General features: G+C 67.6%; 22 protein-coding genes. 10 read left to right on the top strand and 12 right to left on the bottom strand.

Features of this window, described 5'->3' with window-relative positions; all coding sequences use genetic code 11:
- The 4 genes from C667_RS08050 to C667_RS08065 form a co-directional block, all read right to left on the bottom strand.
- Nucleotides 1–795: CobW family GTP-binding protein (locus C667_RS08050; RefSeq protein WP_004360212.1), on the bottom strand; the 795-nt coding region annotated here is incomplete at its 3' end.
- 56 nt (nucleotides 796–851) lie between these two features.
- The gene (adeC, locus tag C667_RS08055) at nucleotides 852–2,381 is read right to left on the bottom strand and encodes an AdeC/AdeK/OprM family multidrug efflux complex outer membrane factor (protein ID WP_004360214.1); all 1,530 of its coding nucleotides are present in this window, start codon (nucleotides 2,379–2,381) and stop codon (nucleotides 852–854) included.
- A 1-nt stretch (nucleotide 2,382) separates the two neighbouring features.
- Nucleotides 2,383–5,538, bottom strand: a complete 3,156-nt coding sequence (locus tag C667_RS08060; protein WP_004360216.1) for an efflux RND transporter permease subunit — start codon at nucleotides 5,536–5,538, stop codon at nucleotides 2,383–2,385.
- Nucleotides 5,539–5,549: 11 nt separating this feature from the next.
- Nucleotides 5,550–6,740 carry an efflux RND transporter periplasmic adaptor subunit gene (locus tag C667_RS08065; RefSeq protein WP_004360217.1) on the bottom strand — a complete coding sequence of 397 codons (1,191 nt, stop codon included), beginning with the start codon at nucleotides 6,738–6,740 and terminating at the stop codon, nucleotides 5,550–5,552.
- 196 nt (nucleotides 6,741–6,936) lie between these two features.
- Between C667_RS08065 and C667_RS08070 the strand changes: the two genes are divergently transcribed.
- Nucleotides 6,937–7,557 (top strand): TetR/AcrR family transcriptional regulator, encoded by a 621-nt coding sequence (locus C667_RS08070; protein ID WP_004360219.1) that lies wholly within the window; start codon nucleotides 6,937–6,939, stop codon nucleotides 7,555–7,557.
- 20 nt (nucleotides 7,558–7,577) lie between these two features.
- Here C667_RS08070 and C667_RS08075 read toward each other — a convergent pair whose 3' ends face one another.
- The 7 genes from C667_RS08075 to C667_RS08105 form a co-directional block, all read right to left on the bottom strand.
- Entirely contained in the window at nucleotides 7,578–8,861 is a 1,284-nt protein-coding gene (locus C667_RS08075; RefSeq protein ID WP_004360221.1) for a TRAP transporter large permease, read from the bottom strand.
- Nucleotides 8,858–9,388, bottom strand: a complete 531-nt coding sequence (locus tag C667_RS08080; protein ID WP_051174648.1) for a TRAP transporter small permease — start codon at nucleotides 9,386–9,388, stop codon at nucleotides 8,858–8,860. Before C667_RS08080 ends, C667_RS08075 begins: the two co-directional genes overlap by 4 nt.
- 207 nt (nucleotides 9,389–9,595) lie before the next feature.
- Nucleotides 9,596–10,627 (bottom strand): DctP family TRAP transporter solute-binding subunit, encoded by a 1,032-nt coding sequence (locus C667_RS08085; RefSeq protein WP_004360225.1) that lies wholly within the window; start codon nucleotides 10,625–10,627, stop codon nucleotides 9,596–9,598.
- 71 nt (nucleotides 10,628–10,698) lie between these two features.
- On the bottom strand, nucleotides 10,699–11,628 hold the full coding sequence (locus C667_RS08090) for an alpha/beta hydrolase (protein ID WP_004360226.1): 930 nt from the start codon (nucleotides 11,626–11,628) through the stop codon (nucleotides 10,699–10,701).
- A gap of 10 nt (nucleotides 11,629–11,638) precedes the next feature.
- Nucleotides 11,639–12,190 carry a redoxin domain-containing protein gene (locus C667_RS08095; protein ID WP_245538445.1) on the bottom strand — a complete coding sequence of 184 codons (552 nt, stop codon included), beginning with the start codon at nucleotides 12,188–12,190 and terminating at the stop codon, nucleotides 11,639–11,641.
- Between the two features lie 59 nt (nucleotides 12,191–12,249).
- On the bottom strand, nucleotides 12,250–13,341 hold the full coding sequence (locus C667_RS08100) for a metal-dependent hydrolase (RefSeq protein ID WP_004360228.1): 1,092 nt from the start codon (nucleotides 13,339–13,341) through the stop codon (nucleotides 12,250–12,252).
- A gap of 73 nt (nucleotides 13,342–13,414) precedes the next feature.
- On the bottom strand, nucleotides 13,415–15,022 hold the full coding sequence (locus C667_RS08105) for a bifunctional aminoglycoside phosphotransferase/ATP-binding protein (protein WP_004360229.1): 1,608 nt from the start codon (nucleotides 15,020–15,022) through the stop codon (nucleotides 13,415–13,417).
- A gap of 119 nt (nucleotides 15,023–15,141) precedes the next feature.
- On the opposite strand from C667_RS08105, the gene C667_RS08110 reads away from it, so the two are divergent.
- From C667_RS08110 to C667_RS08145, 9 genes are all read left to right on the top strand, one after another.
- Nucleotides 15,142–16,038, top strand: coding sequence for a putative RNA methyltransferase (locus C667_RS08110; protein ID WP_004360230.1), 897 nt, complete (start codon nucleotides 15,142–15,144; stop codon nucleotides 16,036–16,038).
- Nucleotides 16,039–16,199: 161 nt separating this feature from the next.
- Nucleotides 16,200–16,529: a PepSY domain-containing protein gene (locus tag C667_RS08115; RefSeq protein WP_004360231.1), complete on the top strand. Its 330-nt coding sequence runs from the start codon at nucleotides 16,200–16,202 to the stop codon at nucleotides 16,527–16,529.
- Between the two features lie 71 nt (nucleotides 16,530–16,600).
- Nucleotides 16,601–17,920, top strand: coding sequence for a ferredoxin reductase family protein (locus tag C667_RS08120; RefSeq protein ID WP_004360232.1), 1,320 nt, complete (start codon nucleotides 16,601–16,603; stop codon nucleotides 17,918–17,920).
- A gap of 137 nt (nucleotides 17,921–18,057) precedes the next feature.
- Nucleotides 18,058–19,011, top strand: a complete 954-nt coding sequence (locus tag C667_RS08125; protein ID WP_004360233.1) for a restriction endonuclease — start codon at nucleotides 18,058–18,060, stop codon at nucleotides 19,009–19,011.
- A 529-nt stretch (nucleotides 19,012–19,540) separates the two neighbouring features.
- On the top strand, nucleotides 19,541–20,461 hold the full coding sequence (locus C667_RS08130; RefSeq protein ID WP_004360234.1) for an ABC-three component system protein: 921 nt from the start codon (nucleotides 19,541–19,543) through the stop codon (nucleotides 20,459–20,461).
- Nucleotides 20,458–20,706 carry an ABC-three component system middle component 6 gene (locus C667_RS26745; protein WP_083881291.1) on the top strand — a complete coding sequence of 83 codons (249 nt, stop codon included), beginning with the start codon at nucleotides 20,458–20,460 and terminating at the stop codon, nucleotides 20,704–20,706. Before C667_RS08130 ends, C667_RS26745 begins: the two co-directional genes overlap by 4 nt.
- Nucleotides 20,703–22,424, top strand: coding sequence for an ABC-three component system protein (locus C667_RS08135; RefSeq protein ID WP_004360235.1), 1,722 nt, complete (start codon nucleotides 20,703–20,705; stop codon nucleotides 22,422–22,424). Before C667_RS26745 ends, C667_RS08135 begins: the two co-directional genes overlap by 4 nt.
- 103 nt (nucleotides 22,425–22,527) lie before the next feature.
- Entirely contained in the window at nucleotides 22,528–23,310 is a 783-nt protein-coding gene (locus C667_RS08140; protein ID WP_211207681.1) for a hypothetical protein, read from the top strand.
- A 20-nt stretch (nucleotides 23,311–23,330) separates the two neighbouring features.
- Nucleotides 23,331–24,335 carry a DUF4917 family protein gene (locus tag C667_RS08145; RefSeq protein WP_004360237.1) on the top strand — a complete coding sequence of 335 codons (1,005 nt, stop codon included), beginning with the start codon at nucleotides 23,331–23,333 and terminating at the stop codon, nucleotides 24,333–24,335.
- A 520-nt stretch (nucleotides 24,336–24,855) separates the two neighbouring features.
- On the opposite strand, the gene C667_RS08150 is transcribed toward C667_RS08145, so the two are convergent.
- Nucleotides 24,856–25,281: a type II toxin-antitoxin system VapC family toxin gene (locus C667_RS08150; RefSeq protein ID WP_004360238.1), complete on the bottom strand. Its 426-nt coding sequence runs from the start codon at nucleotides 25,279–25,281 to the stop codon at nucleotides 24,856–24,858.
- Between the last annotated feature and the right edge of the window lie 93 nt (nucleotides 25,282–25,374).

Raw genomic sequence — 25,374 nt, forward strand, 5'->3', positions numbered from 1 at the left:
GCCGCCGGCGCCATCCGTGGCGCCGTGCGTTGCGGCGGACGTCCTCGTGCCCGCACGCGACCACACCGGCGCCGCAGGCGCGCGCCGGGCGGCAAGCACCGCCTCCTCGCCCAGCCAGGCAGCGACGTCGGGGAGCTTGCCGGTCGGATCGTAGAGCCCGCAGCCGAACACCTCGTCGGCGGCGACGGCGCCGCCTGCGACCTCCACCTGCCGCGCGCCCGGGTTGAGCCGGGCGACGCCCGCCGCGACCGCTGCGCGCTGCCCGGCGGAAGCCAGGTCGCACTTGGTCAGCAGCAGCCGATCGGCCATCGCGACCTGGCGCACCGCCTCGTTGTGCTGGCCGAGTTGATCGAGCGCATGGGTGACATCGACCGCGGTCACCACGCCGTCGAGCCGGTAGCGCTCGGACAGGAAGGGCTCGGCCATCAGGGTGTGGATCACCGGCGCCGGGTCGGCCAGGCCGGTGGTCTCGATCAGCACCCGGCGCAGGCCCTTCAGCTCGCGCCGCAGCGCGCGCATGAAGAGGCCCTTGAGCGCGCGCACGAGGTCGCCCTGCACGCTGCAGCAGATGCAGCCGGAATCGAGCACGACCAGGCTCTCGTCGACCTTCTCCACCAGGTGGTGGTCGACGCCGATCGCGCCGAACTCGTTGATCAGGACCGCGCTGCCCTCCATCTGCGGCTGGCGCAGCAGGTGGTTGAGTAGCGTGGTCTTGCCGGCACCGAGGAAACCGGTGAGCAGGGTCACCGGGATGCGGCGGTCGGTGTCGGCGGGGGGCGTGGAGGCGGTGTACATGGCCAGGCAGTGTAACGCCCCTCACGCCTCACGCCTCACGCCTCACGCCTCACGCCTCACTGCCAGCCGCCGCCGAGCGCCTTGTAGAGTTCGACACGGTTGGTCGCCTCGATGAGGCGGACGCCGATCAGCTCCAGCTCTGCCGCGTACAGGCTGCGCTGGGCATCGAGCAGGCTCAGATAGCTGTCGACGCCACCGCGGTAGCGCGCGTCGGACAGCTTCAGGGTGTTCTGCGTCGCCGCCAACTGCTTGCGCCGGGCGTCGATGCGCTCGGTGACGGTCGCGCGCTCGGCAAGGGCATCGGCCACCTCGCGGAAGGCGGACTGGATCGCCTTCTCGTACTGGGCGACGTTGATGTCGCGCTGGATCTCGGCGAGATCCAGGCTGGCCTGCAGCCGGCCGGCCTCGAAGATCGGCAGGCGCAACTGCGGCACGAAGCTCCAGGCGCCCGAGCCGCCGTCGAAGAGGCCGTCGAGCGAGCTGCTCGCGGTGCCGGCGGTGGCGGTCAGCGTGATGCGCGGGAAGAAAGCGGCGCGTGCGGCACCGATGCTGGCGTTGGCCGCCAGCAGGGCACGTTCGGCCTGCACGATGTCGGGGCGACGCGTCAGCACCTCGGAAGGCACCCCGGCGGGAAGCTCCGCCACCGTGGCGACCGCCTGCTCGAGCCCGTCCGGCAACAGCGTGGCCGGAACACCGGCGCCGACCAGTTGCGCCAGCGCGTTCTGGTCCTGGGCAACCACGGTCTCGAAGCGCGCTGCATCGGCGCGCGCACTCTGCAGCAAGGTCTCGGCCTGATGCACATCGAGGGCGGACACTGCCCCCAGCTCGAAGCTGCGCCGCACCAGATCGAGGGATTCCTGGCGGGTCTGCTGCGTGCCCCTCGCCAGCGCCAGGCGCTCGCGATCGGCGGCCAGGCGCAGCCAGGCGTTGGCGACCTCGGCCACCAGGCTGATCTGCGCGCTGCGGCGGGCCTCCTCGGTGCCGAGGTAGGTCTGCAGCGCCTGCTCCTCCAGGCTGCGCACGCGGCCGAAGAAGTCGAGCTCGTAGCTGGCGAAACCGAGGTTGGCCGAGTACTGGCGGCTGACCGTCGAGTCCCCGCTCATGCTCAGGTCGCCCGGCACGCGCTGCGCGTTCTGCCCGCCGTTGACCGCGATCGACGGGAACAGGTCGGCGCGCTGGATGCCGTACTGGGCGCGCGCACGCTCGATGTTGAGCGCCGCCACGCGCAGGTCGCGGTTGTTGTCGAGCGCGAGCGCGATGACGTTGCGCAGGCGTTCGTCGGCGAAGTAGTCGCGCCAGGCGATGGTGTCGGCCGGCGGCGCAACCGCTGGGGCCGCGCTGGGCTGGGCCTGCGGGAAGCTCGCCGGCACCGGCGCCGCGGGGCGCTCGAAGACCGGAATCATCGAGCACGCGCCGAGCAGGGTAGTGGCCAGCGCCACCAGCAGGCCGCGCAGCGGCAGACGGGCGCCGCCCGCAGCCAGCCGGCCCGCGGGCTGTTGCGCCGACCGACCGGCCCCAGCGAGAGCGGCCTCGGTCACGAGCGCCCCTGCCCGTCCGGCGGCGATGTTTGCACGGTATTCACTCATTTCAACGTCCCTCCTGGGCGGTCGGCACCACGGCCGCGTCCTTGGGCTTGTCCGGGAAAACGCGCTTGATCACGACGTAGAACAGCGGCACGAAGAACAGGCCGAGCAGCGTCGCGCCGATGGTGCCGCCGAGCACGCCGGTGCCGATCGCGTTCTGGCTGCCGGCGCCGGCGCCGGTGGCGATCGCCAGCGGCAGCACGCCGAAGCCGAAGGCGAGCGAGGTCATGATGATCGGGCGCAGACGCATGCGCACCGCGGTGAGCGTGGCGGTGAGCAGATCCTTGCCCTCCTCCATCTGCGCCTTGGCGAACTCCACGATCAGGATCGCGTTCTTCGACGACAGGCCGATGGTGGCGAGCAGGCCGACCTGGAAATACACGTCGTTCGACAGCCCGCGCCCGCTGGCGGCGAGCAGCGCGCCGAGCACGCCGAGCGGCACCACCAGCATCACCGCGAAGGGCACCGACCAGCTCTCGTACAGCGCCGCCAGGCACAGGAACACCACCAGCAGCGACAGCGCGTACAGCGCCGGCGCCTGCGAGCCGGAGCGGCGCTCCTCGTACGAGGTGCCCGACCAGTCGTAGCCGATGCCCGGGGGCAGCTTCGCCATGATCTCCTCGACCGCCTGCATCGCCTCGCCGGACGACAGCCCGGGCGCGGCCTGGCCGAGCAGCTCCATCGAGGGCTGGCCGTTGAAGCGCTCCAGGCGCGGCGAGCCATAGGTCCAGTGCGCGGTGGCGAAGGCCGAGAACGGCACCATGTCGCCCGCCTTGTTGCGCACGTACCACTTGTCGAGGTCCTCGGGCGTCATGCGCGAGCCCGCATCGCCCTGCAGATAGACCTTCTTGATGCGGCCGCGGTCGAGGAAATCGTTGATGTAGCTGCCGCCCCAGGCGGTGGACAAGGTGTCGTTGATGTCGGCGACCGACAGGCCGAGCGCCCCCGCCTTGGCGTGGTCGATGTCGAGCTTGAGCTCCGGCATGTCCTCCTGGCCGTTGGGGCGCACGCCGACGAGGCGCTTGTCCTGCGCCGCCATGCCGAGGAACTGGTTGCGCGCAGCGAGCAGAGCCTCGTGACCCAAACCGGAGCGGTCCTGCATCTGCACGGTGAAGCCACCCGAGGTGCCGAGTTCGATCACCGCCGGCGGCACGAAGGCGAACACCATGGCCTCGCGGATCTGCGCGAACGCGCCCATCGCGCGCCCGGCGATCGACTTGACGTCCTGGCCGGGCGCGCTGCGCTCGTCCCAGTGCTTCAGGTTCACGAAGCCGATGCCCATGTGCTGGCCGCTGCCGCCGAAGGAGAAGCCGGCGACGGTGAAGATGGCGCGCACGGTGTCCTTCTCGTTCTCGAGGAAGTGGTCCTCGACCTTCTTCAGCACCTCGAGCGTGCGCTCCTGGGTGGCGCCGGCGGGCAGCATGACCTGGTTGAACATCACGCCCTGGTCTTCCTCGGGCAGGAAGGAGGTCGGCATGCGCACGAAGAGCAGGCCGAGCACCGCGACGATGGCGAGGTAGATGGCGAGGAAGCGCACGCTGCGCTTGAGGATGCCGCCCACGCTGCGCTCGTAGCGCTGGGTGCCGTTGTGGAACTTGAGGTTGAACCAGTGGAAGAACCGGCCGAACAGGCCACCTTCGCCATGCTCGTGGCCCTTTTGCACCGGCTTGAGCATGGTGGCGCACAGCGCCGGGGTGAACACGATGGCCACCAGCACCGACAGGCCCATCGCCGACACGATGGTGATCGAGAACTGGCGGTAGATCACGCCGGTCGAGCCGCCGAAGAAGGCCATCGGCACGAACACCGCCGACAGCACCAGGCCGATGCCGATCAGCGCGCTGGTGATCTGGTCCATCGAGCGCTTGGTCGCTTCCTTGGGCGGTAGGCCCTCCTCGGTCATCACGCGCTCGACGTTCTCGACCACCACGATGGCGTCGTCCACCAGCAGGCCGATCGCCAGCACCATGCCGAACATGGTCAGGGTGTTGATCGAGAAGCCGAACGCCGCCATCAGGCCGAAGGTGCCGAGCAGCACCACCGGGATCGCCATGGTCGGGATCAGCGTGGCGCGGAAGTTCTGCAGGAACAGGTACATCACCAGGAAGACCAGCACCACCGCCTCGATCAGCGTCATCACCACCGACTCGATCGAGATCTTGACGAAGGGCGTGGTGTCGTAGGGCACCACGTACTCCACGCCTTCGGGGAAGTAGCGCTTCATCTCGTCGAGCCTGGCGCGCACCGCGGTGGCGGTGTCGAGCGCGTTGGCGCCCGAGGCCAGGCGCACGCCGACACCCGCGGCCGGCTGGCCGTTGAAGCGTGCGACGGTGCCGTAGTTCTCGGCGCCGATCTCGATGCGCGCGACGTCTTTCAGGCGCACCTCGCCACCCTGCGTGCTGCTGCGCAGCAGGATGTCCTCGAACTCCTGCACGGTCTGCAGACGGCTCTGGGCGGTGATGGTGGCGGTGAAGCCCTGGCCGGGCAGCGCCGGCGTGCCGCCGAGCTGGCCGGCGGACACCTGGGTGTTCTGCGCCACCAGCGCGGTGCGCACGTCACCCGGGGTGAGGCGGTAGTTGGTGAGCTTGGCCGGGTCCATCCACACGCGCATCGCGTACTGCGCGCCGAACACCTGCACCTCGCCCACGCCATCGACGCGCGACAGCGGGTCCTGCACCGAGGACACCAGGAAGTCGGACAGGTCGGTGCCGGTCATCGAGTTGTCCGCCGACACGAAGCCGACCACCATCAGGAAGTTCATCGCCGACTTGGCGACCGTCACCCCCTGCTGCTGCACGGCCTGCGGCAGCAGCGGCAGCGCGGTCTGCATCTTGTTCTGCACCTGCACCTGGGCGATGTCCGGGTCGGTGTCGGCGGAGAAGGTGAGCGTGGTCGAGGCGTTGCCGTAGGCGTCGCTGGTCGACTTCATGTACAGCAGGCCGTCGAGGCCGGTGAGCTTCTGCTCGATGATCTGCGTCACCGAGTCTTCCACCGCCTTGGCGGAGGCGCCGGGGTAGCGGGCGTTGATGACGATCGCCGGCGGCGCGATCGACGGGTACTGGGACACCGGCAGCTGCTGGATGGACAGGGCGCCCGCCAGCATGATGACGATCGCGATGACCCAGGCGAAGATGGGTCGGTCGATGAAGAAACGGGCCATGGTCGGCTACCTCAGCTGGCCTTGGCCGCAGGCGCGGCGGCCGGCGGCGCACCCGCCCCGGCCTCCTGCACCTGCACCGGCGTGCCCGGGCGGGCCTTCTGCAGCCCCTCGACGATGATGCGCTCGCCGGCCGTCAGGCCACCCGTCACCACCCAGTCCGAGCCGAGCGACTGCGCCACCTTCACCGGGCGCGCCTCGACCTTGCTCTCGACATCGACCACCATCACCAGCGCGTTGCCGAGCGGGTCGCGCGACAGCGCCTTGTGCGGCACCAGGATGGCCTCGCTGCGCGTACCCTGCGGCAGGCGGGCGCGGACGTACATGCCGGGCAGCAGCACGCCGTCCGCGTTGGCGAAGCGCGCACGCAGGGTCACGCTGCCGGTGCCTGCATCCACGGTGACCTCGGAGAGCGCCAGGCGGCCCTCGACGGGGTATTCGCTGCCGTCCTCGAGGATCAGCCTCACCGGCACCTCGCCCTTCGCACCCGCCTGCAGGCGGCCGGCGGCGATCTCGGCGCGCAGGCGCAGCATGTCGGCGCTCGACTGGGTCAGGTCCACGTAGATCGGGTCGAGCTGCTGCACGGTGGCGAGCGCCTGCGCCTGGTTGGCGGTGACCAGCGCGCCCGGCGTCACCGCCGAGCGCCCGATGCGCCCGGCGATCGGCGACTTGAGCCGCGTGTAGTCGAGATCGATCTTCGCCTTGTCGAGCGCCGCCTTCGCCGCCGCGACCTCGGCCTGGGCCTGCTTGAGTCCGGCCTGGGCGTCGTCGTTGGCCTGCTTGCTGACGGCGTCGATCTTCACCAGCCCGGCGTGGCGCTCGGCCTTGATGCGCGCCACCTGGGCGTTGGCCTCGGCGCGGGCGAGCGCGGCCTTGGCGCTGTCGTGGGCGGCCTGGTAGGGAGCGTCGTCGATGCGGTAGAGAACCTGCCCGGCCTTGACCTCGCTGCCCTCGTCGAAGGCGCGCTGGGTGAGGATGCCGGTGACCTGCGGGCGCAGCTCGGCGATCAGGTAGGGCGTGGTACGACCGGGCAGCTCGGTGACCATCGGCACGCTGCCGCTGGCGACCGTCATCACCGTCACCGCCGGCGCCTGCGGCGGGGCGCCTGCGGTGGCGGCCTGTTCCTTGCCGCCACCGCAGGCGGCAAGGAACAGGCTGCTCAGGACGAGCGCAACGGCCGGCCTGGAAAGGGAAAGCATCTGCATGGGAGCCTCGTGAACGCGGGAAACGGCAACGCCGGCCGCGCCACTGACGCAGCATCCGGACGCCCTGCCGTTCGAATGGTTATTCTAGATCGAACGCTCATTCTATGTTATGGTTTGCCGCATCGCAAGCCGATTCTCATTTCATCGCGAGCGCGCTTTCGCCCTGCGGAAGGCGCTCGCCACAGATCCGTCCAGCATGAAACTCCCCGACGCCTCCGCCTCCACCGATGCCTCGCGTGCCACCGCGCGCCGCCAGCAGATCCTGCACGCCGCCGCACAGTGTTTCCGCGAGCACGGCTTCCACGGCGCCAGCATCGCGCAGATCTCGAAGACCGCCGGCATGAGCCCCGGCCACATCTATCACTATTTCGACAACAAGGAAGCCATCATCGCGGCGATCGTGGCGCAGGACCTGGAGAGCCTGCTCACCCTCACCGCCGAGCTGCGCGCCGCCTGCAACGTGCGCGCGGCGCTGATCGAGCGCGCCGCCGAGGGCGTGGCCGACCAGCTCGACCCCGCCGGCGCCGCGCTCAAGCTGGAGATCGTCGCCGAAGCCGCCCGCAACCCGCGCGTGGCGCAGATCGTGCGCGAGGCCGACGCCACCTGCCGGCGCGAGCTCGCGATCACCATCGGCGAGATCCGCCGCGCCGCCGGCCACCAGGACACGCCGGCCGCGATCGAGCACATGGTCGAGGTGCTCGCCAGCCTCTTCGAAGGCCTGCTCGTGCGCACCATCCGCAACCCCGGGCTCGACCGCGCGCGCGTCGCGCAGCGCATCCAGATCGCCATCGACGACCTGCTCGACCAGCCGGATTGAGGGGACCGGGGAGCCCGTGGCTACAGGTAGCCGAGCTTCCCCGGCAGCCACAGCGCGAGCTGCGGGAACACGATCATCAGCGCCAGCCCGGCGCCCATCGCCAGCACCAGCCAGACGACCCACTTGAAGGTCTCCTCCATGCCGATACCGGCGATGCGCGAGGTGATCATCAGCGAGATCGCCATCGGCGGCGTGAACTGGCCGATGGCGAGGTTGATCGTCATCATCACGCCGAACCACACCAGGTCCCAGCCCATCGCGATCGCGATCGGCACCAGCAGTGGCAGCAGGATCAGGAAGATCGAGATCGCGTCGAGGAACATCCCCGCGGCGAGCAGCAGCAGGTTGATCGACAGCAGCATCAGCCACTCGCTCGAGTGCAGCCCGACCAGCGCCCTGGCCGCGACGTCGAAGATGCCGAGCGTGTTGCCTGCCCAGGCGAACACCGAGGCGATGCCGATGATCATCAGCACCACCGCCGACAGTTCGCCGGCCTCGACCAGCACGCGGAACAGGCCTCGGAAGCTGATGCTGCGATACACCACCATGCCCACGAAGATGCCGTAGGCCACCGCCACCACCGCCGCCTCGGTGGGCGTGAAGATGCCGGTGCGCAGGCCGCCGAGGATGATCACCGGCGCCAGCAGGCCCCAGATCGCGTCGATGAAGCTCTTGCCCAGCGGCGGGCGTTCGGCCTTGTAGTCGCGGCCGAAGCCATATTTGCGGCTGATGACGATCGCCGGCACCAGCAGGCACAGCGCGGCGATCATGCCCGGGAACAGGCCGGCCGCGAACAGCGCCGGCACCGTGGCCGCCGGCACCATCACGCTGTAGACGATGAAAGCCACCGAGGGCGGGATCACGATCGCGGTCGAACCCGAGGCGGCGATCAGGCCGGCCGAGAAGCCCTTGGGATAGCCGCGCGCGATCATCGACGGCAGCATCACCGCCGCCACCGCGGCCGCATCAGCCGGACCGGAGCCGGAAATGCCGCCGAGCAGCATCGACACCAGCACCGCCACCACCGCGAGCGAGCCCGTCCACTCGCCGACGATCGCGGTGACGAAGCGCACCAGGCGGATCGCCACCCCCGAGCACTCGAAGATCATGCCGGCGAGGATGAACATCGGGATCGCCAGCAGCGGGTACTTGGCGATGCCGGCGTAGATGTTGGTCGGCACCGCGAGCTGGTCGAAGCCCGCCAGCGCCAGCACCGCGATGCTCGCCACGCCAAGGCCGGTGGCGAGCGGCATGCCCGCGACCAGCGCGAGCAGGAAGAGGCCGATGAGGACGGTGCCGATCATTGGGCGGCCCTCGCGTCACCGCGCGCATCCCCCTCGGGAGGCGGCGAGCGCCGCCGCAGCCGGGTGATCACCAGGCGCAACACCAGCGCCACCGCCAGCACCGGCATCCAAACCGTGTACCACCACTGCGGCACGCCGAGCGCGGGCGAGGTCTCCTCGAAGCGGTACTGGTCCCAGGTGAGCTTGCCGGCGTAGAAGGCGATGAAGGCGAACAGGCTGGCGGTGACCGCGAACGACAGCCAGTCGGCGAACGCGCGCAAGCCCGGCGGCAGCTTGCGCACGAAGAAGTCGACCCGGATGTGGCGATCGAAGGCGAAGGCCGCCGACGAACCAAGAAAGGACAGCACGATCAGCAGCGCGATCGAGAACTCCTCGGTCGCGGCGAAGGACTGCGAGGTGAAGTAGCGCGCCAGCACGTTGCCGAAGGTGATCAGCACGATCAGGCCCATGACGATGCCGGAGAGGGTCTGCTCGATGGTGTAGGGCGGGTGCTCGGCGGGTGCGGAATCTGGGATTTCGGGGGTCATGGAACGCTTCATCCGTGGGCGCAATGGCGCCTGGCGGATTGGGGCAACTCACTACGGTTAAAAACATTCGCGGGCAAGCCCGCTCCCACACGGCTGACCGGCGCACCCGGCACCGCGGGAGCGGGCTTGCCCGCGAAAACGAACTTGCATCGGCCACAGCAAGCGCCCGGCACCGCCCGCGAGGGCAGCGCCGGACACAGTCCAGGGTCAGCGCTTGGCGATATCTTCCTCGGCCTGCTTGACCAGGTCGGCACCGATCTTCTCGGCCCATTCCTTGTACACGCCGGCGGTGGCGGTGCGGAAGGCGTCGCGCTCGGCGTCCGACAGGCGCACCACCGCCACGCCGTTGGCCTCGATCTCCTTCAACAGCGCGTCGTCGCCCGCCGAGATGCCGGCGCGGGCGCGGGCGATCTCTTCCTTGGCGGCCTGCTGCGCGGCCTCGGACACCGCCTTGCGGTCGGCCTCGGACCACGAGTTCCACACGTTCTTGTTGACCACGAAGATCAGCGGGTCGGCGACGTAGCCCCACAGGGTCAGGTTCTTCTGCCCCACGGTGTGCAGCTTGGCGGCGTTGAACACGGCGAGCGGGTTCTCCTGGCCGTCGACCGCGCCGGTCGCCATCGCCGGCTGGGCGTCGGCCCAGCTCATCTGCGTCGGGTTGGCGCCGAGGGCGTTGAAGGTGGCGAGGAACAGCGGCGAGCCCACCACGCGCATCTTCATGCCCTTGACGTCGTCCGGCGTGCGGATCGGCTTCTTCGAGTTGGAGACCTCACGGAAGCCGTTCTCGCCCCAGGCCAGCGGCACCACGTCACGCTCGGCGAGGATCTCGAACATCTTCGTGCCGACGCGGCCTTGCGTGAGCGCGTCGATGGCCTTGTGGTCGGGCATCAGGAAGGGCAGCGCGAAGAGGTTGAGCTCCTTGACCTGCGGCGACCAGTTGATGGTCGAGCCCACCGCCATGTCGATGATGCCCTGGCGCAGCGCGGTGAATTCCTTGGTCTGGTCGCCCGACACCAGCGACGTGCCCGGATAGACCTTGATCTTGATGCGGCCCTCGGTCTTCTCGGCGACCAGATCGGCCCAGCGCTTGGCGCCCCAGCCCCAGGGGAAGGCCTCGCCGAGCACGGTGGAGAGCTTGTATTCGTCCTTGTACTGCTGGGCCGCGGCCGGCAGCGAGAAGCCGAGCGCGGCGGAGGCGGCGAGGCCGGCGATGAGGGCGGTGAAGCGGCGTTTCTGCATGAGGAGGTCTCCGTGTTGTGCTTGTTTTTCCGGCCGGAATGCACGCCGGAGGATGGGAAGGAGGGTCGATTCTACAAACCGGAGGGCCCCACGGCCAGCACGCGGTCGAGAAACCCCACCAAGCGCCCCATGTGGTGCTCGAGGTCGGCAAAGGATTCGTGGTCGCCCGTCAGCGTCATCAGCTCGACCGGGGTGTCGCCGCGCATGGCGTAGATCTGCATGGCCTCGTCGATCGGCACCACCTCGTCGTCCGCACCGTGCACCAGCAGCACCGGACGGCGGATGCGCGCGATCGTGGTCACCGGCGCGATGTCGTCGAAACGGTGGCCGATGGTCTTCTGCACGTAGTCGAGGATGTAGCGCCCGACCGGCTTCTCGGGGATGCGCTTGGCCGCCAGCCAGCGCCGCATCATCGCCGCCGGGTGCGAGAACGCCGCCACGCTGACCACCGCAGCAACCTGCGGCGTGCGCGAGGCCGCGAACAGCACCGCGCCGGCACCGACCGAATGGCCGAGCAGGGCGATGCGCGCGGGGTCGACACCCGCGCGCGTGGAGAGCCACGCGAAGGCGTGTTCGGTGTCCTCGGCAAAGCGCGGCAGCGAGGCGAAGCTGTCGTCGTCGCTCGCGCCGTGGCAGCGCGCATCGACGAACAGGGTCGCGTAGCCGGCCTCGTGCAGCGGCCGGGCGAGCGGCAGCATCAGCGCCGCGTTGCCGCCCCAGCCGTGCATCACCAGTACCGCCGGCGCGGCGGCGGTCGCCACCTCCGCTTCGGCCACTGCGGCGCGAGCCGGCCCGGGGATGAACCACGCATGCAGCGACTTGCCGTTCTCGGTGCCGATGCGCAGCGTCTCGAACGCCAGCCCGAGCGCGCCAGGCTCCGTGTGATGCGGCACCCGCGGCGCCGCCAGGCCCTTGCGGATCCCCCAATGCACCAGCGCCCGCCCGCCGGCGAGCGTGGCTGCACCGGCGGTGAAGGCGGCGATCAGTCCGGGTGCGCCCATTTGCTGCTCCTCAAGAACTCAAACCCGCCCACCACAACCTTGCCCGCAGCCCCCAGCCCGTGGTGTAGCCGAGCGACACCGAGCGGATCTGGCCGGCCGGGTCGACGATGACGAAGGCCGGCACGCCGCGCAGCCCGTAGGTCTGGGCGATGCGACCGTCGGCGTCGATGGCGGTGGTCCAGTCGAGACCGCGTTCGGCGAGCACCGACTTCACGGCGGCCGCGCCGCCCGACTGCATGGCGACGGTGAGCACCGGATAGTCGGCCTGCACGCCCTCGATCGTACCCTGCTGCGCGGTGCAGATCGGGCACCACTCGGCCCAGAAATACACGCCCACCGCCTGGCCCAGATGGGCGGAACGCCACTCGGCGAGGCTGAGTGCACGGCCGTCGGCGGCGACGGTGGCGAAATCCGGGGCGGGGCCGGCGGGCACGTCGCGCGCCATCCAGGCCTGGATGGCGAAGAAGACGGCGAAGAAGAGGCCGATCTCGACCGCCCAGCGCCGCCAACGCGGGGGCCTGGGGGCGGATTCGGGGGCTTCGGGCGCGGCGTTCGCGGGCAAGCTCGCTCCCACAGGCGCGGGCGCGGATCGCGGATCGTGCGGGTCGTCCGTCGGCGCCGTCATCGCGGATCGATCCAGCGCAGCCCACCGGCCTCGCGCTCGAACAGGCGCCAGCCGTCGGCGACGTTGCACAGGCCGTAGATGAAGGGTTGGCGGTCGCGCCCCGGGGTGAGGAAGCGCAGGTCCTTGAAGCTGGCGCAACGCTCGCCGTCCGCCCCCTCGCCCGCATGGTCGAGTACCGGGAACATCGCGAACCAGCGGTAGAAGGCAAAGTCCTCGGCGTTCCACACCTGCTCGGCGAGCGCGCGCGTGCTGCCGTTGCCGAAGCGCTCGCGCACCTCCCACTGCGCCATCGCCAGCGGCATATAGGGCGCGGAGAAGCGGCGGATGAAGTTGTCGTCCTCGGTGGCGACGAGCGGCTCGCTGCGCCGGGTGTTGATGTGGGCGTAGTGGTAGCGCTCGCCGTCGAACACGATCGCGGTCCAGTTGAAGGGCGAGGCCGGACGCGGCGCGGCGTCGACCTCGACCGCCTCGATGCCGTTCGCGGCGGCGTAGGCGCGCGCGGCGTCGATGGCCTCGGCGCGGCCCATCGCCTGCACGCCCACCCAGCCGGCGAGCAGCACCAGCGCGGTCGCCGCCGGCACCCGGCTGCTGCGCCACAGCGCGCTGGCGAGCAGGCCTGCCACGATGATGCCGGTGAAGGGCAGGTCGATGATGAAGGTGGTGCCCCAGCCGAAGCGCTGGTCGGAGAAGGGCGCCAGGATCATGGTGCCGAACTGGGTGATGAGGTCGCCGAGAATGTGCACGAAGAGCGCGCTGCACACCACGAGGTAAAAGGACCGCCAGCCGGCGCCGGCGCGCCCGCCGCGCTGCCAGAAGCGCGCCAGCAGCCAGGCGATCAGCAGACCCCACAGCGGCAGCAGGATCAGCGAGTGGGTGACGCCGCGGTGGCCGCGCAGGTAGGTGAGTTCGGAGATCCAGCCGAGCACGAAGTCGAGGTCGGGAAAGATGGCCGCCGCGGTGCCGGCGACCACCATCTGCCAGACCGGCACCTGCGCGGCGTTCGCCGCCCGGGCGTCGACGGCAGGCCGGCGCCCGGCGAGCATGCGACCGACGAGGGCGCCGGAGAGGGCGTGGGTGAGGGTATCCATCGAGTGCAGGGTTCTCTGTGTGGCCTTGCCCGGCCGCCGTGCGCGGGCGGTCCGGTCGCGCCGCGAGGCGCGTTCAGTGGGTGAGGGGCGGGCTGTCCATCCGGGGGGCCCCCGGCCACAGCCGCGACAGCGCCGGCAGCAGGCTGCGCCAATCGGGCGCCGACCCGGTATCGATCGGCAGAACGCGCGCGAGTTCCTCGGCAGCGAAGCCCTCGCGCCTGCGCAGCTGCGCCTCGAGCACGCCCTCGTCGGCCTCGGAGGCGTCGCCGCCGGCTGCCAGGCGGGCGCGCACGCGCGCGCGCAAGACGTCCTCGGGCGCATCGAAGGCGAGAATCGCGAAGGGCACGCCCAGCTCGTGCGCGAGCCTCGCGAAGGCGGCGCGCCGGGCGTGCTCGAGGAAGGTGGCGTCGACCAGCACCGGGCGCCCGGCCTCGAGCACCACGCGCGCCAGCTCGGCCAGGCGCGCATAGGTTTGCACGGTCGCCTCCGGCGTGTACAGCCCGCCGCCGAGGGCGGAGCCGCTCGTCGCCTCCGCCGACAGGCCGGCGAGGCGCTTGCGCTCGACGTCGGCGCGCACCCGGATCACCCCGCCCGCCTCCACCAGGGACTGCGACTGGCTGGTCTTGCCCGCGCCCGACACCCCGCAGGCCACCAGCAAGGCCGGCGCGCCCGGCGCCATCTGCGCCTCGGCGAGCGCGAGGTAGCGCCGGCATTCGTCCACGCTCGCGTCGCGCGCCGCGCCGTCGAGCTGGGTGGCGCGGATCGCGGCGATCTTGGCGCGCACCATGGCGCGGTAGCTCAGGTAGTAGGGCAGCACGCGCAGGCCGGCGTAGTCGCCGCAGCGCTCCAGCCAGGCGTTCAGGAAGCGCCAGCCCAGCGCGGGCCGCCCGCGCGCCTGCAGGTCCATGACCAGGAAGGCGACGTCGGCGACGACATCGGTCCAGCGCAGCTCGGCGCTGAACTCGATCGCGTCGAAGAGGCGCGGTTCGCCGTCGAGCACGACCAGGTTGCCCAGGTGCAGGTCGCCATGGCATTCGCGCACCCGCCCCTCGGCCAGGCGCACGGCGAACACCGGCGCGAGCGCGGCGTACTGCGCCTGGGCCCAGGCCTCCACCCGGGCCAGCATCGCGAGCAGGTCGGCATGGACGCCAGGATCGAGGCGCTCGCGCATCTGTGCGAAGTTCTGCCGCACCGGCGCATGCACCGCGGCCGCGTCGCCGTAGCCCCCGCCCGGCACCGCCACCGCGGCGGCGGCGTGGAACTCGGCGACGTGGCGGGCGAGGCGATCGAAGAGCGCCGGCGCCAGCCGGCCCTCGTCGAGCAGGCGCGAGAACAGCCCGGCCTGGTCGAAGCGGCGCATGCGCAGCAGCCAGTCGAAGGGCGCGCCGCCGCCGTCCAGGCGGGGCACCTCGGGGCTGCCGCTCACCGCCACCACCGCCTCGTAGATCTCCGGCACCGTGCGGCGGTTGAGCCGCAGCTCCGCCTCGCAGGCCTCGCGCCGGCGCGCCGGCGTGGAAAAGTCCAGGAAGCCGAGGTCGAGCGGCTTCTTCAGTTTCCAGGCGTGCTCGCCGGCGAGCAGCACCCACGAGATGTGGGTCTCGATCAGCTCGACGCCCCCCTCCGAGCCGGGCAGCACGCCGGGCCGGCGCAGGGTGTTCAGCAAGGTTTCGGATGCGTGCATCGGCGGGGCTCCTCGGTCATCCGCCCGATGGTAGCCCGGGACGCGCGCAGCCGGGCCGCTCGCCGCCACGCCACGGCCTCCCCTATCATCGCGTCCGCCTCCATCGACGACCGCCGACCATGTCCGCCCTTCCCTTCACCGCCCTCGCCTGCCCGCTCGACGGCGCGCCGCTGCAACGCCAGGCCGTCAGCCTGCGCTGCCCCGAAGGGCACTGCTTCGACCTCGCCGCCCAGGGCTATGTGAACCTGCTTCCGGTACAGAACAAGCGCTCGCGCGACCCCGGCGACAGCAAGGAGATGGTCGCCGCGCGCCGGCGCTTCCTCGAGGCCGGGCATTACAAGCCGATCGCCGACGCGGTGGCGCAGGCGGTGCTCGCCGGCGCCGTGCCGGGCCGCACGCTCACTTGCCTCGACGCCGGCTGCGGCGAGGGCTACTACCTGCGCCAGCTCGCCGCGGCCGCCGCGGCCGAAGCGCGCCCGCTCGCGCTCGCCGGCCTCGACATCTCGAAGTGGGCGGTGCAGGCGGCGGCGAAGCGGGACCTTCAGGACGCCCGCAGCCAGGCCGGCGCCAGCGCCAGCGCCGCCCCGAGCACCACCTGGATCGTCGGCAGCAACGCCGGCCTGCCGGTGCTGCCGGCCACGCTCGACCGCGTGCTGTGCATGTTCGGCTTTCCGGTGTACCCCGAATTCGCCCGCGTCCTGCGCCGCGGCGGCGAGCTGCTGCAGGTCGACGCCGGCCCCAATCACCTGCGCGAGCTGCGCGAAGTCATCTACCCCACCCTCAAGCCCGAACGCCCAGCCAGCCGCAGCGCACCGCCCGGCTTCGAGCACCTCGGCACCGACAGCCTGCGCTTCCAGATCCACGTAGATGGCCCCGCCGCCATCGCCGCCCTGCTGGCGATGACGCCCCACCTCTACCGCGCCACCGCCGAAGGCCGCGCCCGCGCGGCGGCGCTCAGCGCGCTGACGATGACGGTGGACGTGCGCCTGGCGCGCTACCAGCGCCTGGCGGGCTGAAACCGCGGCGGCCGCCGCCGCCGTCGACACAATCCGCCCCTTCGCCGTCGCGGCAAAGATGAACGCGCGATGAACGGCTCCTTCAGCATCGATTCAGGCAGCGGCGCGCAGCATGGCATCACGGTCAAGACAGGACCGCCCCCAACCAAGGAGATGCCATCATGCGTGCCACCACCCTCATCGCCACCCTGGCCCTCACCGGCGGACTCATCGGCGCCGGCGCCGCCATCGCCCCCGCGTTCGCCCAGAGCGCAGCCCCGGCTGCCACCCCGGCCGCCGCGACCGCCCCCGCCGCCCAATCCAACTGGATGAGCCCGAAGGACGTCCAGACCAAGCTCGAAGCCGCCGGCTACACCGACTTCCGCGAGATCGAGCGCGACAAGAACAAGTACGAGGTCAAGGCCACCGACCCGCAAGGACAGCGCGTGGAGCTGGATGTCGATCCGGTCACCGGCGACGTCCTCAAGACCGAGGTCAAGCGCGCCAAGTAAGCGCTTGCGCGAGGGGGCGACGGCACGGCCGGCGCCCCCTTCTTCATTCCAGCCACCCGGGAGGCCTCGCCATGATCCCCGCCCTGTCCGCCTTCATCGGCATCCTCGCCCTCGCCTGGGGGCTGAACGTCGCCGCCCTCGACGGCGGCAGCGCCTCCCTGCCCTGGCTCGTCCGCGAGCAGGGCCTCTACCTCAGCGGCCTGCTCGCCATCGGCCTGATGTCGCTGGCGATGGTGCTCGCCACCCGTCCCACCGTGCTCGAGCGCCCGCTCGGCGGCATGGACCGCATCTTCCGCCTGCACAAGTGGGCCGGCATCCTGGCTGCGGTGTTCGCCGCGCTGCACTGGCTGATCGAGATGTCCGACGACGTCATCAAGTCGCTCTACGGCAAGGCCGGGAAGCCCGCGCACGACGAATTCGGCGGCCTCTACGAGATGCTGCGCGACGCCGGCGAGGAGCTCGGCGAGTTCGCCATCTACCTCGTGCTGGCCATGGTCGTGCTCAGCCTGTGGAAGCGCTTCCCCTACAAGTTCTGGCGCCACCTGCACCGCGCGATGCCGGTGTTCTACCTGCTGCTCGCCTTCCACGCCGCCGTGCTGGCGCCGCCCGACTACTGGACGCAGCCGGTCGGCGTGCTGCTCGCGCTGCTGCTGGCCGCGGGCACGGTCGCCTCGGTCATCGCGCTGGCAGGCCGCATCGGCCACGACCGCAAGGTGCAGGGCGTGGTCACCGCCGTGTCCTCGCCCGTCCCCGACGTCACCGAGATCGTGTGCCGGCTCGACGGCGCCTGGCGCGGTCACCAGGCCGGGCAGTTCGCCTTCGTCGGCCTCGAGGGCTTCGAGGGCTCGCACCCCTTCACCATCGCCAGCGCAGACCACGGCGACCGCAGCCTCACCTTTCAGATCAAGGCCCTGGGCGACTACACCCGCCAGCTCGCCAGCCGCGTCGCGGTCGGCCAGGCGGTCACCATCGAAGGCCCCTACGGCCGCTTCGTGCTCGGCCGCCAGGACCCCAAGGCGCGCCAGATCTGGGTCGCCGGCGGCATCGGCGTGACCCCCTTCCTGGCCTGGCTCGACGCCCTGCGCGCCGACCCCGCCGCGGCCCCGGCGGTGGAGCTGCACTACAGCACCCGCGGCGCGGCGCACGACCCCTTCATCGAACGCCTGCGCAGCCTGTGCGCCGGGCTGCCGAGCGTGAGCCTGCACATCCACGACCGCGCCGACGGCGACGACCTGACCCCCGAGCGCCTCGCCGCCACGGCCACCGACGGCCAGCGCGCGGAAGTCTGGTTCTGCGGCCCGCGCGGCTTCGGCGACCAGCTCAAGGCCGGGCTGGCGCGGCAGTGGGGACGTCGGCTGAGCTTCCGGCGCGAGGCGTTCGAGATGCGCTGAGGCGAGCGAGTGGCGCGGCGGCTGCGGTCGTCGCGCCTCGCACCACACTCGTCAAATCGGCCCAGACCCGAGAAGTAGTTCGCGGATGTCATTGCTTCGGAACTGCCAAATGCATTCGCGCAAAGCATAATTGCGGCATGTCCCGCCGTTACCGCAAGTCCCGCCGCGATCCGGGCCTGATCGAGATCGCCGCCACGTCCGACTGGAAGGTCTCTGCCGCCATGGCGGCCGTGTGCGTCCTTGCCGCCACCGTGATCATCCCCGCCCTGTTCGGCAGCAGCCGCGTGCTCGGCAGCCTGGCGCTGATCGTCGTACCGCTGGCCTGGCTGATGGCCGTCGTCTTCGGCGGCATCTCGCTGATCCGCCTGCTGCGGCAGCGCCCGCAAGACTCGCGAGCTCCGCCACGCTCGCCAACAAACCGCCCGGCACAAGCGGCGGCTCGCGCGACCGAAGCCTCGTTGCCGGAGCTCGACAAGGCCCCGCTTGCGGAATCATTCGCCCCCCCGACCAGCGCCGCAGCGCCCGAAGCCCGCCCGACCGCGTGGTCACGCGAGCTCATCGACCGCATCGAGTGGAAGCGTTTCGAAGACCTGTGCTGCGAGTTCTATCGGGTGAAAGGCCTCCGCGCCGAAACCACCCGGCTCGGCGCCGACGGCGGCGTCGACATCCGCCTGTTCCAGGACGACGCCGATCCCCGGCGTTGCACGGCCGTCGTCCAGTGCAAGGCCTGGAACCAGGCCGTCGGCGTAAAGCCGGTGCGGGAACTGCGGGGCGTGATGGCGCACGAGCGCGTCGACAAGGCCTTCTTCATGGCGCCGAACGGCTTCACCGACGAGGCTCGCGCCTTCGCCGCCGAGAACCGCATCACCCTGCTCGACGGCAAACTGTTCCTCGCCATGCTCGAGCGCTTGCCCGAGGCCCTGCGTCGGCAACTGCTCGACTTCGCGACGGAAGGCGACTGGACGACGCCCACCTGCCCGTCCTGCGGGGTGAAGATGGCTGCGCGCGACGGCACGCACGGGCGATTCTGGGGCTGTGTCCGTTTCCCGAAATGCCGCGCGACGCTGCAGATGCGCGGATCGACCGCCTGACCGCCACTCCGGAGGCCGGCCTTGCGCACCAAGCACGGCCTGATCGACTTCGAGGACGTATACGTCAAGCCAAACGTCTGGCGGCAGCTCGGCCGGAGCGGCCGTTGCCCCTGCGCGCGGAATCAGGCAGTAATGTGGCGTTTACCTGTCGCGCATGGCTGAGACGCAAAGAACGGCGGCTTCCCGATCTGACGATACGATGACTCTTGGGACGCCTAGCAATAGACAAATGACATTCAAGCGCAGCCGAGGCACAATGCAGCAAGAAAACTACCTTGAGACTGACAATGGGAAACAGTGATGTTGGTCCCGCTTGGGTTGACGGGCAGATCAAAGTGGTGGCCACTAACGTGTCGGCCGGAATGGCTTTTTTCTGATTTGTGTGCCATTGGGCTAATGCCATATTGCATTGCCGCCGACAAAAACTCTTCCATTCGACATCAAGCCTGCTCAGCCTCAATCGGATACCGAGAGAAAGTGAGGAACGGCCTGTTATATTTTAATGCCATTAATGCACAGGCTAGAACCCATGGATCGAGTACAACAGCTCAACTATGAAAAGGACTTCCGCATCGCCTTCTTGGAATCCAAGGGGGACGCGTTTCAACGCCTGTTCGAGAAGCTGATGTCGAAGGCCCACCCCAACGATTTCATGGCTTGCCGGCCCTGGGGCAATGTTGGAGACCGGAAAAACGATGGGTATCTACCTTCTGCGCGAATCCTGTTCCAGAGCTACGCCCCCAATGAATTGAGCGCCGCCGAAGCCACCAAGAAGATCAACGAGGACTTCGAGGGGGCAAAGGAGCACTGGAGAAAATATTTCGATGAGTGGACTTTCGTCCACAACGCACCCGATGGTCGCTTGGGTCCTCACATCATCGAAGTCCTAGCCAAACTCGGGAAAGACAATCCACAGATCAAAATCGGCCACTGCGGATACGAGGAAATGTTGGTGAAGTTCCGCCAGTTGAGTCTGCAGGATCTTGAATCCTGGTTTGGGCCTTCGCTGACGATGGAAGCGAACGTCAATCTTGGCTACAGCGACCTGATCGCCGTGCTCACACACATCAGCATCACTCCTCTGCCTACGGCCAGCGAAGTGAAGGACGTGTCACGCGGGAAGATCGAGGCGAACCTCCTGTCCCAAGCAGTCGCGGACTTTCTGAAGATCGGCATGCAGAAATCGCCACTCGTTGCACAGTTTTTCAATAACTGGAAGAACCCTACCTACGGCGAACAAATTGCGGCGGCATTCAAGAGCGAGTACGTCGCGCTGCGGGATGGAGTTCACCAGCTCCATCCTGATGAAATTTTCGGGCACCTCGAAGCATGGGCGGGGGGCATTGCAAATTCAACGCCTACGCATAAGGCAGCGGTGTTGGCAGTCATGGCGTACCTGTTCGATAAGTGTGAGATTTTTGAGGATGCTCAAGCGGTGGGGGCGGCATGATCCTGCCATCCAAGCATCTGCCGCAGGATCGTGCGCTACTGACCGTCGGCGCGCATGTTTTGACGTTCCTCGCACACCCGAAGACTGTCTCCGCTCTTTGGGAGGAATTAAACAGGCATGACGCTGGCGTGGCAGTAACGCCCCGGTGTATTAACTATGACTGGTTCTTGCTCGCCCTCGATCTTTTGTACGCCCTTGGAACCATAGAACTCGAAAGCGGCCTAGTAACACGGAGGGCAGCGTGATTCATCACATCTTTAGCACGCTGCCGAGCTTCAAGAATCTTGGGGACCTGAAGCCCGGCCTGAATGTGCTGCTCGCCCAAAAAACCGAGGGCGCAACGACCAAGCAAACGCGCAATCGCGCCGGCAAGACAAGTTTCGTTGAGCTGGTGCATTTTCTGCTTGGTGCTGACGCCGGTCCAGACTCGATTTTCCGCACCCCTGAGCTGGCGGAGCACACGTTTGGCATGGACTTAGATCTGAAGTCGGAACGCACGCTCGTCGAGCGTAGCGGTAGTTCCAAAGCCAAAATCTTCGTGACAGCCCCGCCTGCAGCGAAGGTCAAGTTTTCGGCTACTGAGTGGTGTGCGTTCCTTGGCGAACAAATGTTTGGGCTGCGCAGCCTTGAAGCTGCAGGCAGCAAGCCACCATCGTTCCGATCGCTGTTTGCCTACTTTGTACGCCGACAGGCAAGCGGCGCTTTCATGACCCCAGAAAAGCAGGCCACGATGCAGGGCACCGGCGACATGCAAATGGCGCTGATGTTCCTGCTTGGATTGGACTGGCAGATTGCCCGGGATTGGCAAGCTGTTCGCGATCGGGAGAAGACCCTCGAGGAACTCAGGAAGGCGGCTGGCAACGGTGCATTCGGTTCAATCATCGGCAAGGCCGCCGACTTGCGCACAGAACTAACCATCCAGGAGGCTCGTCTCAAGAAGCTTCACGCGGAAATCGAGACTTTCCAGGTCTTGCCGGAGTACCGGGAGTTGGAAGTCGAGAGCGCCAGCCTGACCCGCCAGCTCAACGACTTGGCCAACGCCAATACCATCGACTTCTCGGCTATTCGTGATCTGGAAAGCGCGCTCGCATCCGAGGTTCCTCCAGACCATGAAGACCTTCACGCGGTCTATAAAGAAGCGGGCGTCGTGCTACCTGGCTTGGTCAAACGCCGCTATGAGGACGTCAAGAGCTTTCATGAATCGGTGGTGCGCAATCGCAAGGACTATCTGTCCAGCGAACTCGAAGCGGCGAAGCTCCGTATCGAGCTGCGCGATAGCAAGAAGGCGCAGTTCGACCAGAGGCGCGGCGAAATCCTGGGCATTCTCAGAAGCCATGGCGCGCTCGAACAGTTCCTCAAGCTGCAAGGCGAACTGGGGCGACTGGAGTCCGAAGTGGAATCGTTGCGGCAACGCTTCGAAGCCGCTGAGCAGCTCGAAGGCACCAAGAACGAGTTGGAGATCGAACGCAATCGCCTCACGATCCGTCTGCGGCGTGACTTTGCCGAGCAGAAGGACCGACTGGCGGACGCCATCGTTGCGTTCGAGGAAACCTCGCAACGCCTGTATGAATCGGCCGGTAGCTTGACAGTCGATGAAACCTCCAACGGTCCGGTGCTCAAGTTCCCTATGCAAGGGGAACGCAGCAAGGGCATCAAGAACATGCAGATCTTCTGTTTCGACATGATGCTGATGCGCTTGTGCGCCAAGCGGCAGATGGGACCGGGATTCCTGATGCATGACAGCCACCTGTTCGACGGCGTCGACGGCCGCCAGGTCATTAGTGCCTTGCGTCTTGGCTCAGAGATCGCGCAGGAGCTTGGTTTTCAGTACATCGTGACGATGAATGAAGACGATGCCTTCAAAGAGACCATCGAAGGCTTTGACCTGAGTGACTATGTTGTTTCCACGCGATTGACAGATGCAACGGAGGATGGCGGGCTGTTTGGTATCAGATTCGGATGAGTTCGGGGTTGATTGAAATCTAGAACGTCGGACTGAGCTAAAACTTCCGGGCTAAGGGTAAAAACAAGCTTGATACGCCCTCCTGAAATTTTCGAGAGGCAGCATGATCGGAAAAAGAACCCGTTGTTCGTTTGCCCAATTCCTGGAGTTGCAGGAGCCGATGGTTTCAATCGTGCTTCTGAGTAAGTACGGCGCTGAGCCCCTGTCGGTGTCGCACGGGCGACTGTTGTACGGTTTATTGAATACGCTTCGCGACCTCGATGACCGCACGCTCATGCTTGCGCTGGCTGAGGTCATTGCAACTCCGGGCGATCTACGGGCGAGGGTCAATCCAAAATATCGATTCGACGAACGCCAGCGTGATCTTGCGCAATGCCTCCTGCTGGACGGCTACATCATCCAGGACAAGAAGCTGATCCAGGCCGATCCGTCGATTTCCGATGCGGCTCCATTGGAGGACGACCTGATCACGGCGCTACAAAACTCAGGGGCCCCTCGCGCGCAGGAGATCATCGCCAAGATCAACGATTCGGCTGGCGCATTCCGGGCAACTCCGCCCGACTACAACGCATCGCTTGTGAACGCCCGTGTGGCGCTCGAAACTTTGGCCGGCGACATAGCCGCCCATGTTGCCTCGCAGCGGCAGACGCCCGCTGCCTACAACCCATCAAAGTGGGGCGAGGTGCTTGCATTCCTGCGCGGCAGCGGCGAGATCACCACAGAGGAAGAGAAAGGACTAGCCGGGGTCTTCGGCTTTCTCAGTCCTGGCGCTCACCGCCCAATGGGAATCCCCGAAGATCAGATGACTCGGCTTGGTCGTTCTTTCGCACTCAATATGTGCTGGTTCCTGGTTAAGAACCATCTCGCACGAATTCCATATACTTGAATGCGCAAGGACCAGAAGACATGCCGTTTGAGATCAGGCCTTGGGAAGAAATTGCTGAGAGTTACGGATGCACGATTCTGCTCGGCAATGGCGCCAGCATTTCCGTCAGCCCGAGCTTCTCCTACGGCTCGCTGCTGCAACATGCCGCCGAGCGGAACCTGCTCTCTGACGACACTCGGCGGTTGTTCGAGTTCTTTCGGACCAACGACTTTGAGCTGGTTCTTCGAATCGTCTGGCAGGCATTAAACGTCAATCGTTCGCTACGCATACCGGACGAGCGTACCCATGCCGCCTACGTCGGTCTTAGGGACTGCCTCATCCAAACAGTCCGCGACATTCACCCTGAGCACGGTGCGGTAAGTGCCCACCTGCCGAGTATCTATCAGTTTCTGAAGCGGTTCAGAACCGTCATCTCGCTCAACTACGACCTTGTGGTGTATTGGGCTTTGACGTATGGGCTGGATATCGACGACCAGCATGCGTTCAAAGACTGCTTTGTGCGAGGTGGCGTTCTCGACGATGACTGGAAGCGATTCAGGCAACCGATCCGAGGTGATCGTTCGACCTCGCTCGTGTTCTATGCGCATGGCAGTCTGGTGTTGTGCCGAAACTTGGTCGAGCGGGAGCGTAAAATTCACAACCTTCAGGACGGATTGTTGGAGGCGGTCCTGCAGCGCTGGCAAAACGGAGAGGTCGTGCCCTTGTTCGTGAGCGAGGGAACGTGGCAGCAGAAAGTTTCCTCCATCCAGAACAGCTACTACCTCTCAACCGTCTACAGAGAGGTCCTGAAATCGCAGCGGGACACGCTGGTGGTCTACGGTTGGGGCTTCGGTGACCAAGACATCCATCTTCTGAAACGCATGAAAGGCACGGGCATCAATCGCGTGGCGGTATCGGTATTCCGAGGAAATCAGCCTTACTGCAATAGGGTCTTCCAGACGATCCACGACGAATTGGGGGCGCATGTCGATGTGGATTTCTTCGACAGCGAGAGTCCCGGTTGCTGGATCCACCCCACCCCCTAAATGCTACGCCGCGTCGTGTAGCGCGAAGCTGGGCTAGATGCGCAGGAAGACGTGTGGCCGATGTACCCGGCAAACCAGCCGTTTCACTTAACGGAAATGAATGGCCGGTCAGGCCGAGCTGCTGTCACCCGCCAGATGCCTCGATTGGCACTGATCATTGGAAACGAGCTCCAACCATCATGCGAATACGATCGACTCCGTGGTTGATCGTGGCCCGCCGGGCTGCTCGATAGCTGCATCCGCGCTGCGGTCCGCGCACGCTGGGCGCACGCAGCAACATCCTGCGTGCCACCGCCCATGCCGCTCCAGCGGTCAGCGCCCGGACTTTGCCGAGCAGCCTTTCTCCACCGGGATACCAGCGATACTCGCACCCACTTCACTCGGGACGCCACTTCAGGCTCCCACCCTTGGTAATCAAGGACAACTTCCTCGACAAGCTTCATCTCGAAGTCAAGGCCGACAACTTCGCGGCCATCGCCGATCAGCGCATCCGCTACAAGAGCGACGGCTCGGCGCCCGGTCAGTTCGGGGCGAACGCCTCCACGCCTGCGGCCTGCGCCGCCTTCTCGAGATCTGCGTCCAGGGTCGCGAGGGGCAGGCCGGTTCGCAGGGCCAGCTCCAGATACGCCGCGTCGTACGCCGATAGCTTGTAACGCCGGGCCAGGTGCAGGGTGTCGCCCAAGGCGTGCGCTGCGGTGGCGGGATCGGTAGCGATGTTCAGTCGCTGCAGGAGGACGACGAAGGCCTGCGAGCGCGCCTCCGTGAGCAGCCCCTTGGCCTCGGCCCGGGCGATCACGTTGCTGGCCTCGAGCGCCCACAGCGATGGGACCAGCGCCTGCTGCTCACGCAGCGCATCGAGCACGGCCTCGGCGTACGCTACATCGGCCGGTTTGCCATCGGCCAGCAGCCAGCACATCGCCACCGAGTTATCGAGCACGAAGCTCATGCCCGCCCCTCGTTGATCAGCGCCTTGAGGTCGATCCCCTCGGCGGCCGTCGATGCCATGCGCATGAACTGGCGCATCGCATCGACGGCCGCC

The organism is Thauera phenylacetica B4P, assembly GCF_000310225.1.
GTDB classification, from domain to species: Bacteria; Pseudomonadota; Gammaproteobacteria; order Burkholderiales; family Rhodocyclaceae; genus Thauera; species Thauera phenylacetica.

Excerpts from the sequence above, each read along its gene's own strand:
- C667_RS08085 (WP_004360225.1), bottom strand. The coding sequence starts at position 10,627 with ATGCAGAAACGCCGCTTCACCGCCCTCATCGCCGGCCTCGCCGCCTCC.
- C667_RS08080 (WP_051174648.1), bottom strand. The coding sequence starts at position 9,388 with ATGACCCCCGAAATCCCAGATTCCGCACCCGCCGAGCACCCGCCCTAC.
- C667_RS26745 (WP_083881291.1), top strand. The coding sequence starts at position 20,458 with ATGATCCTGCCATCCAAGCATCTGCCGCAGGATCGTGCGCTACTGACC.
- C667_RS08065 (WP_004360217.1), bottom strand. The coding sequence starts at position 6,740 with ATGCAGATGCTTTCCCTTTCCAGGCCGGCCGTTGCGCTCGTCCTGAGC.
- C667_RS08110 (WP_004360230.1), top strand. The coding sequence starts at position 15,142 with ATGTCCGCCCTTCCCTTCACCGCCCTCGCCTGCCCGCTCGACGGCGCG.
- C667_RS08100 (WP_004360228.1), bottom strand. The coding sequence starts at position 13,341 with ATGGATACCCTCACCCACGCCCTCTCCGGCGCCCTCGTCGGTCGCATG.
- C667_RS08115 (WP_004360231.1), top strand. The coding sequence starts at position 16,200 with ATGCGTGCCACCACCCTCATCGCCACCCTGGCCCTCACCGGCGGACTC.
- C667_RS08130 (WP_004360234.1), top strand. The coding sequence starts at position 19,541 with ATGGATCGAGTACAACAGCTCAACTATGAAAAGGACTTCCGCATCGCC.
- adeC (WP_004360214.1), bottom strand. The coding sequence starts at position 2,381 with ATGAGTGAATACCGTGCAAACATCGCCGCCGGACGGGCAGGGGCGCTC.
- C667_RS08105 (WP_004360229.1), bottom strand. The coding sequence starts at position 15,022 with ATGCACGCATCCGAAACCTTGCTGAACACCCTGCGCCGGCCCGGCGTG.
- C667_RS08145 (WP_004360237.1), top strand. The coding sequence starts at position 23,331 with ATGCCGTTTGAGATCAGGCCTTGGGAAGAAATTGCTGAGAGTTACGGA.
- C667_RS08090 (WP_004360226.1), bottom strand. The coding sequence starts at position 11,628 with ATGGGCGCACCCGGACTGATCGCCGCCTTCACCGCCGGTGCAGCCACG.
- C667_RS08140 (WP_211207681.1), top strand. The coding sequence starts at position 22,528 with ATGATCGGAAAAAGAACCCGTTGTTCGTTTGCCCAATTCCTGGAGTTG.
- C667_RS08070 (WP_004360219.1), top strand. The coding sequence starts at position 6,937 with ATGAAACTCCCCGACGCCTCCGCCTCCACCGATGCCTCGCGTGCCACC.
- C667_RS08120 (WP_004360232.1), top strand. The coding sequence starts at position 16,601 with ATGATCCCCGCCCTGTCCGCCTTCATCGGCATCCTCGCCCTCGCCTGG.
- C667_RS08075 (WP_004360221.1), bottom strand. The coding sequence starts at position 8,861 with ATGATCGGCACCGTCCTCATCGGCCTCTTCCTGCTCGCGCTGGTCGCG.
- C667_RS08150 (WP_004360238.1), bottom strand. The coding sequence starts at position 25,281 with ATGAGCTTCGTGCTCGATAACTCGGTGGCGATGTGCTGGCTGCTGGCC.
- C667_RS08060 (WP_004360216.1), bottom strand. The coding sequence starts at position 5,538 with ATGGCCCGTTTCTTCATCGACCGACCCATCTTCGCCTGGGTCATCGCG.
- C667_RS08125 (WP_004360233.1), top strand. The coding sequence starts at position 18,058 with ATGTCCCGCCGTTACCGCAAGTCCCGCCGCGATCCGGGCCTGATCGAG.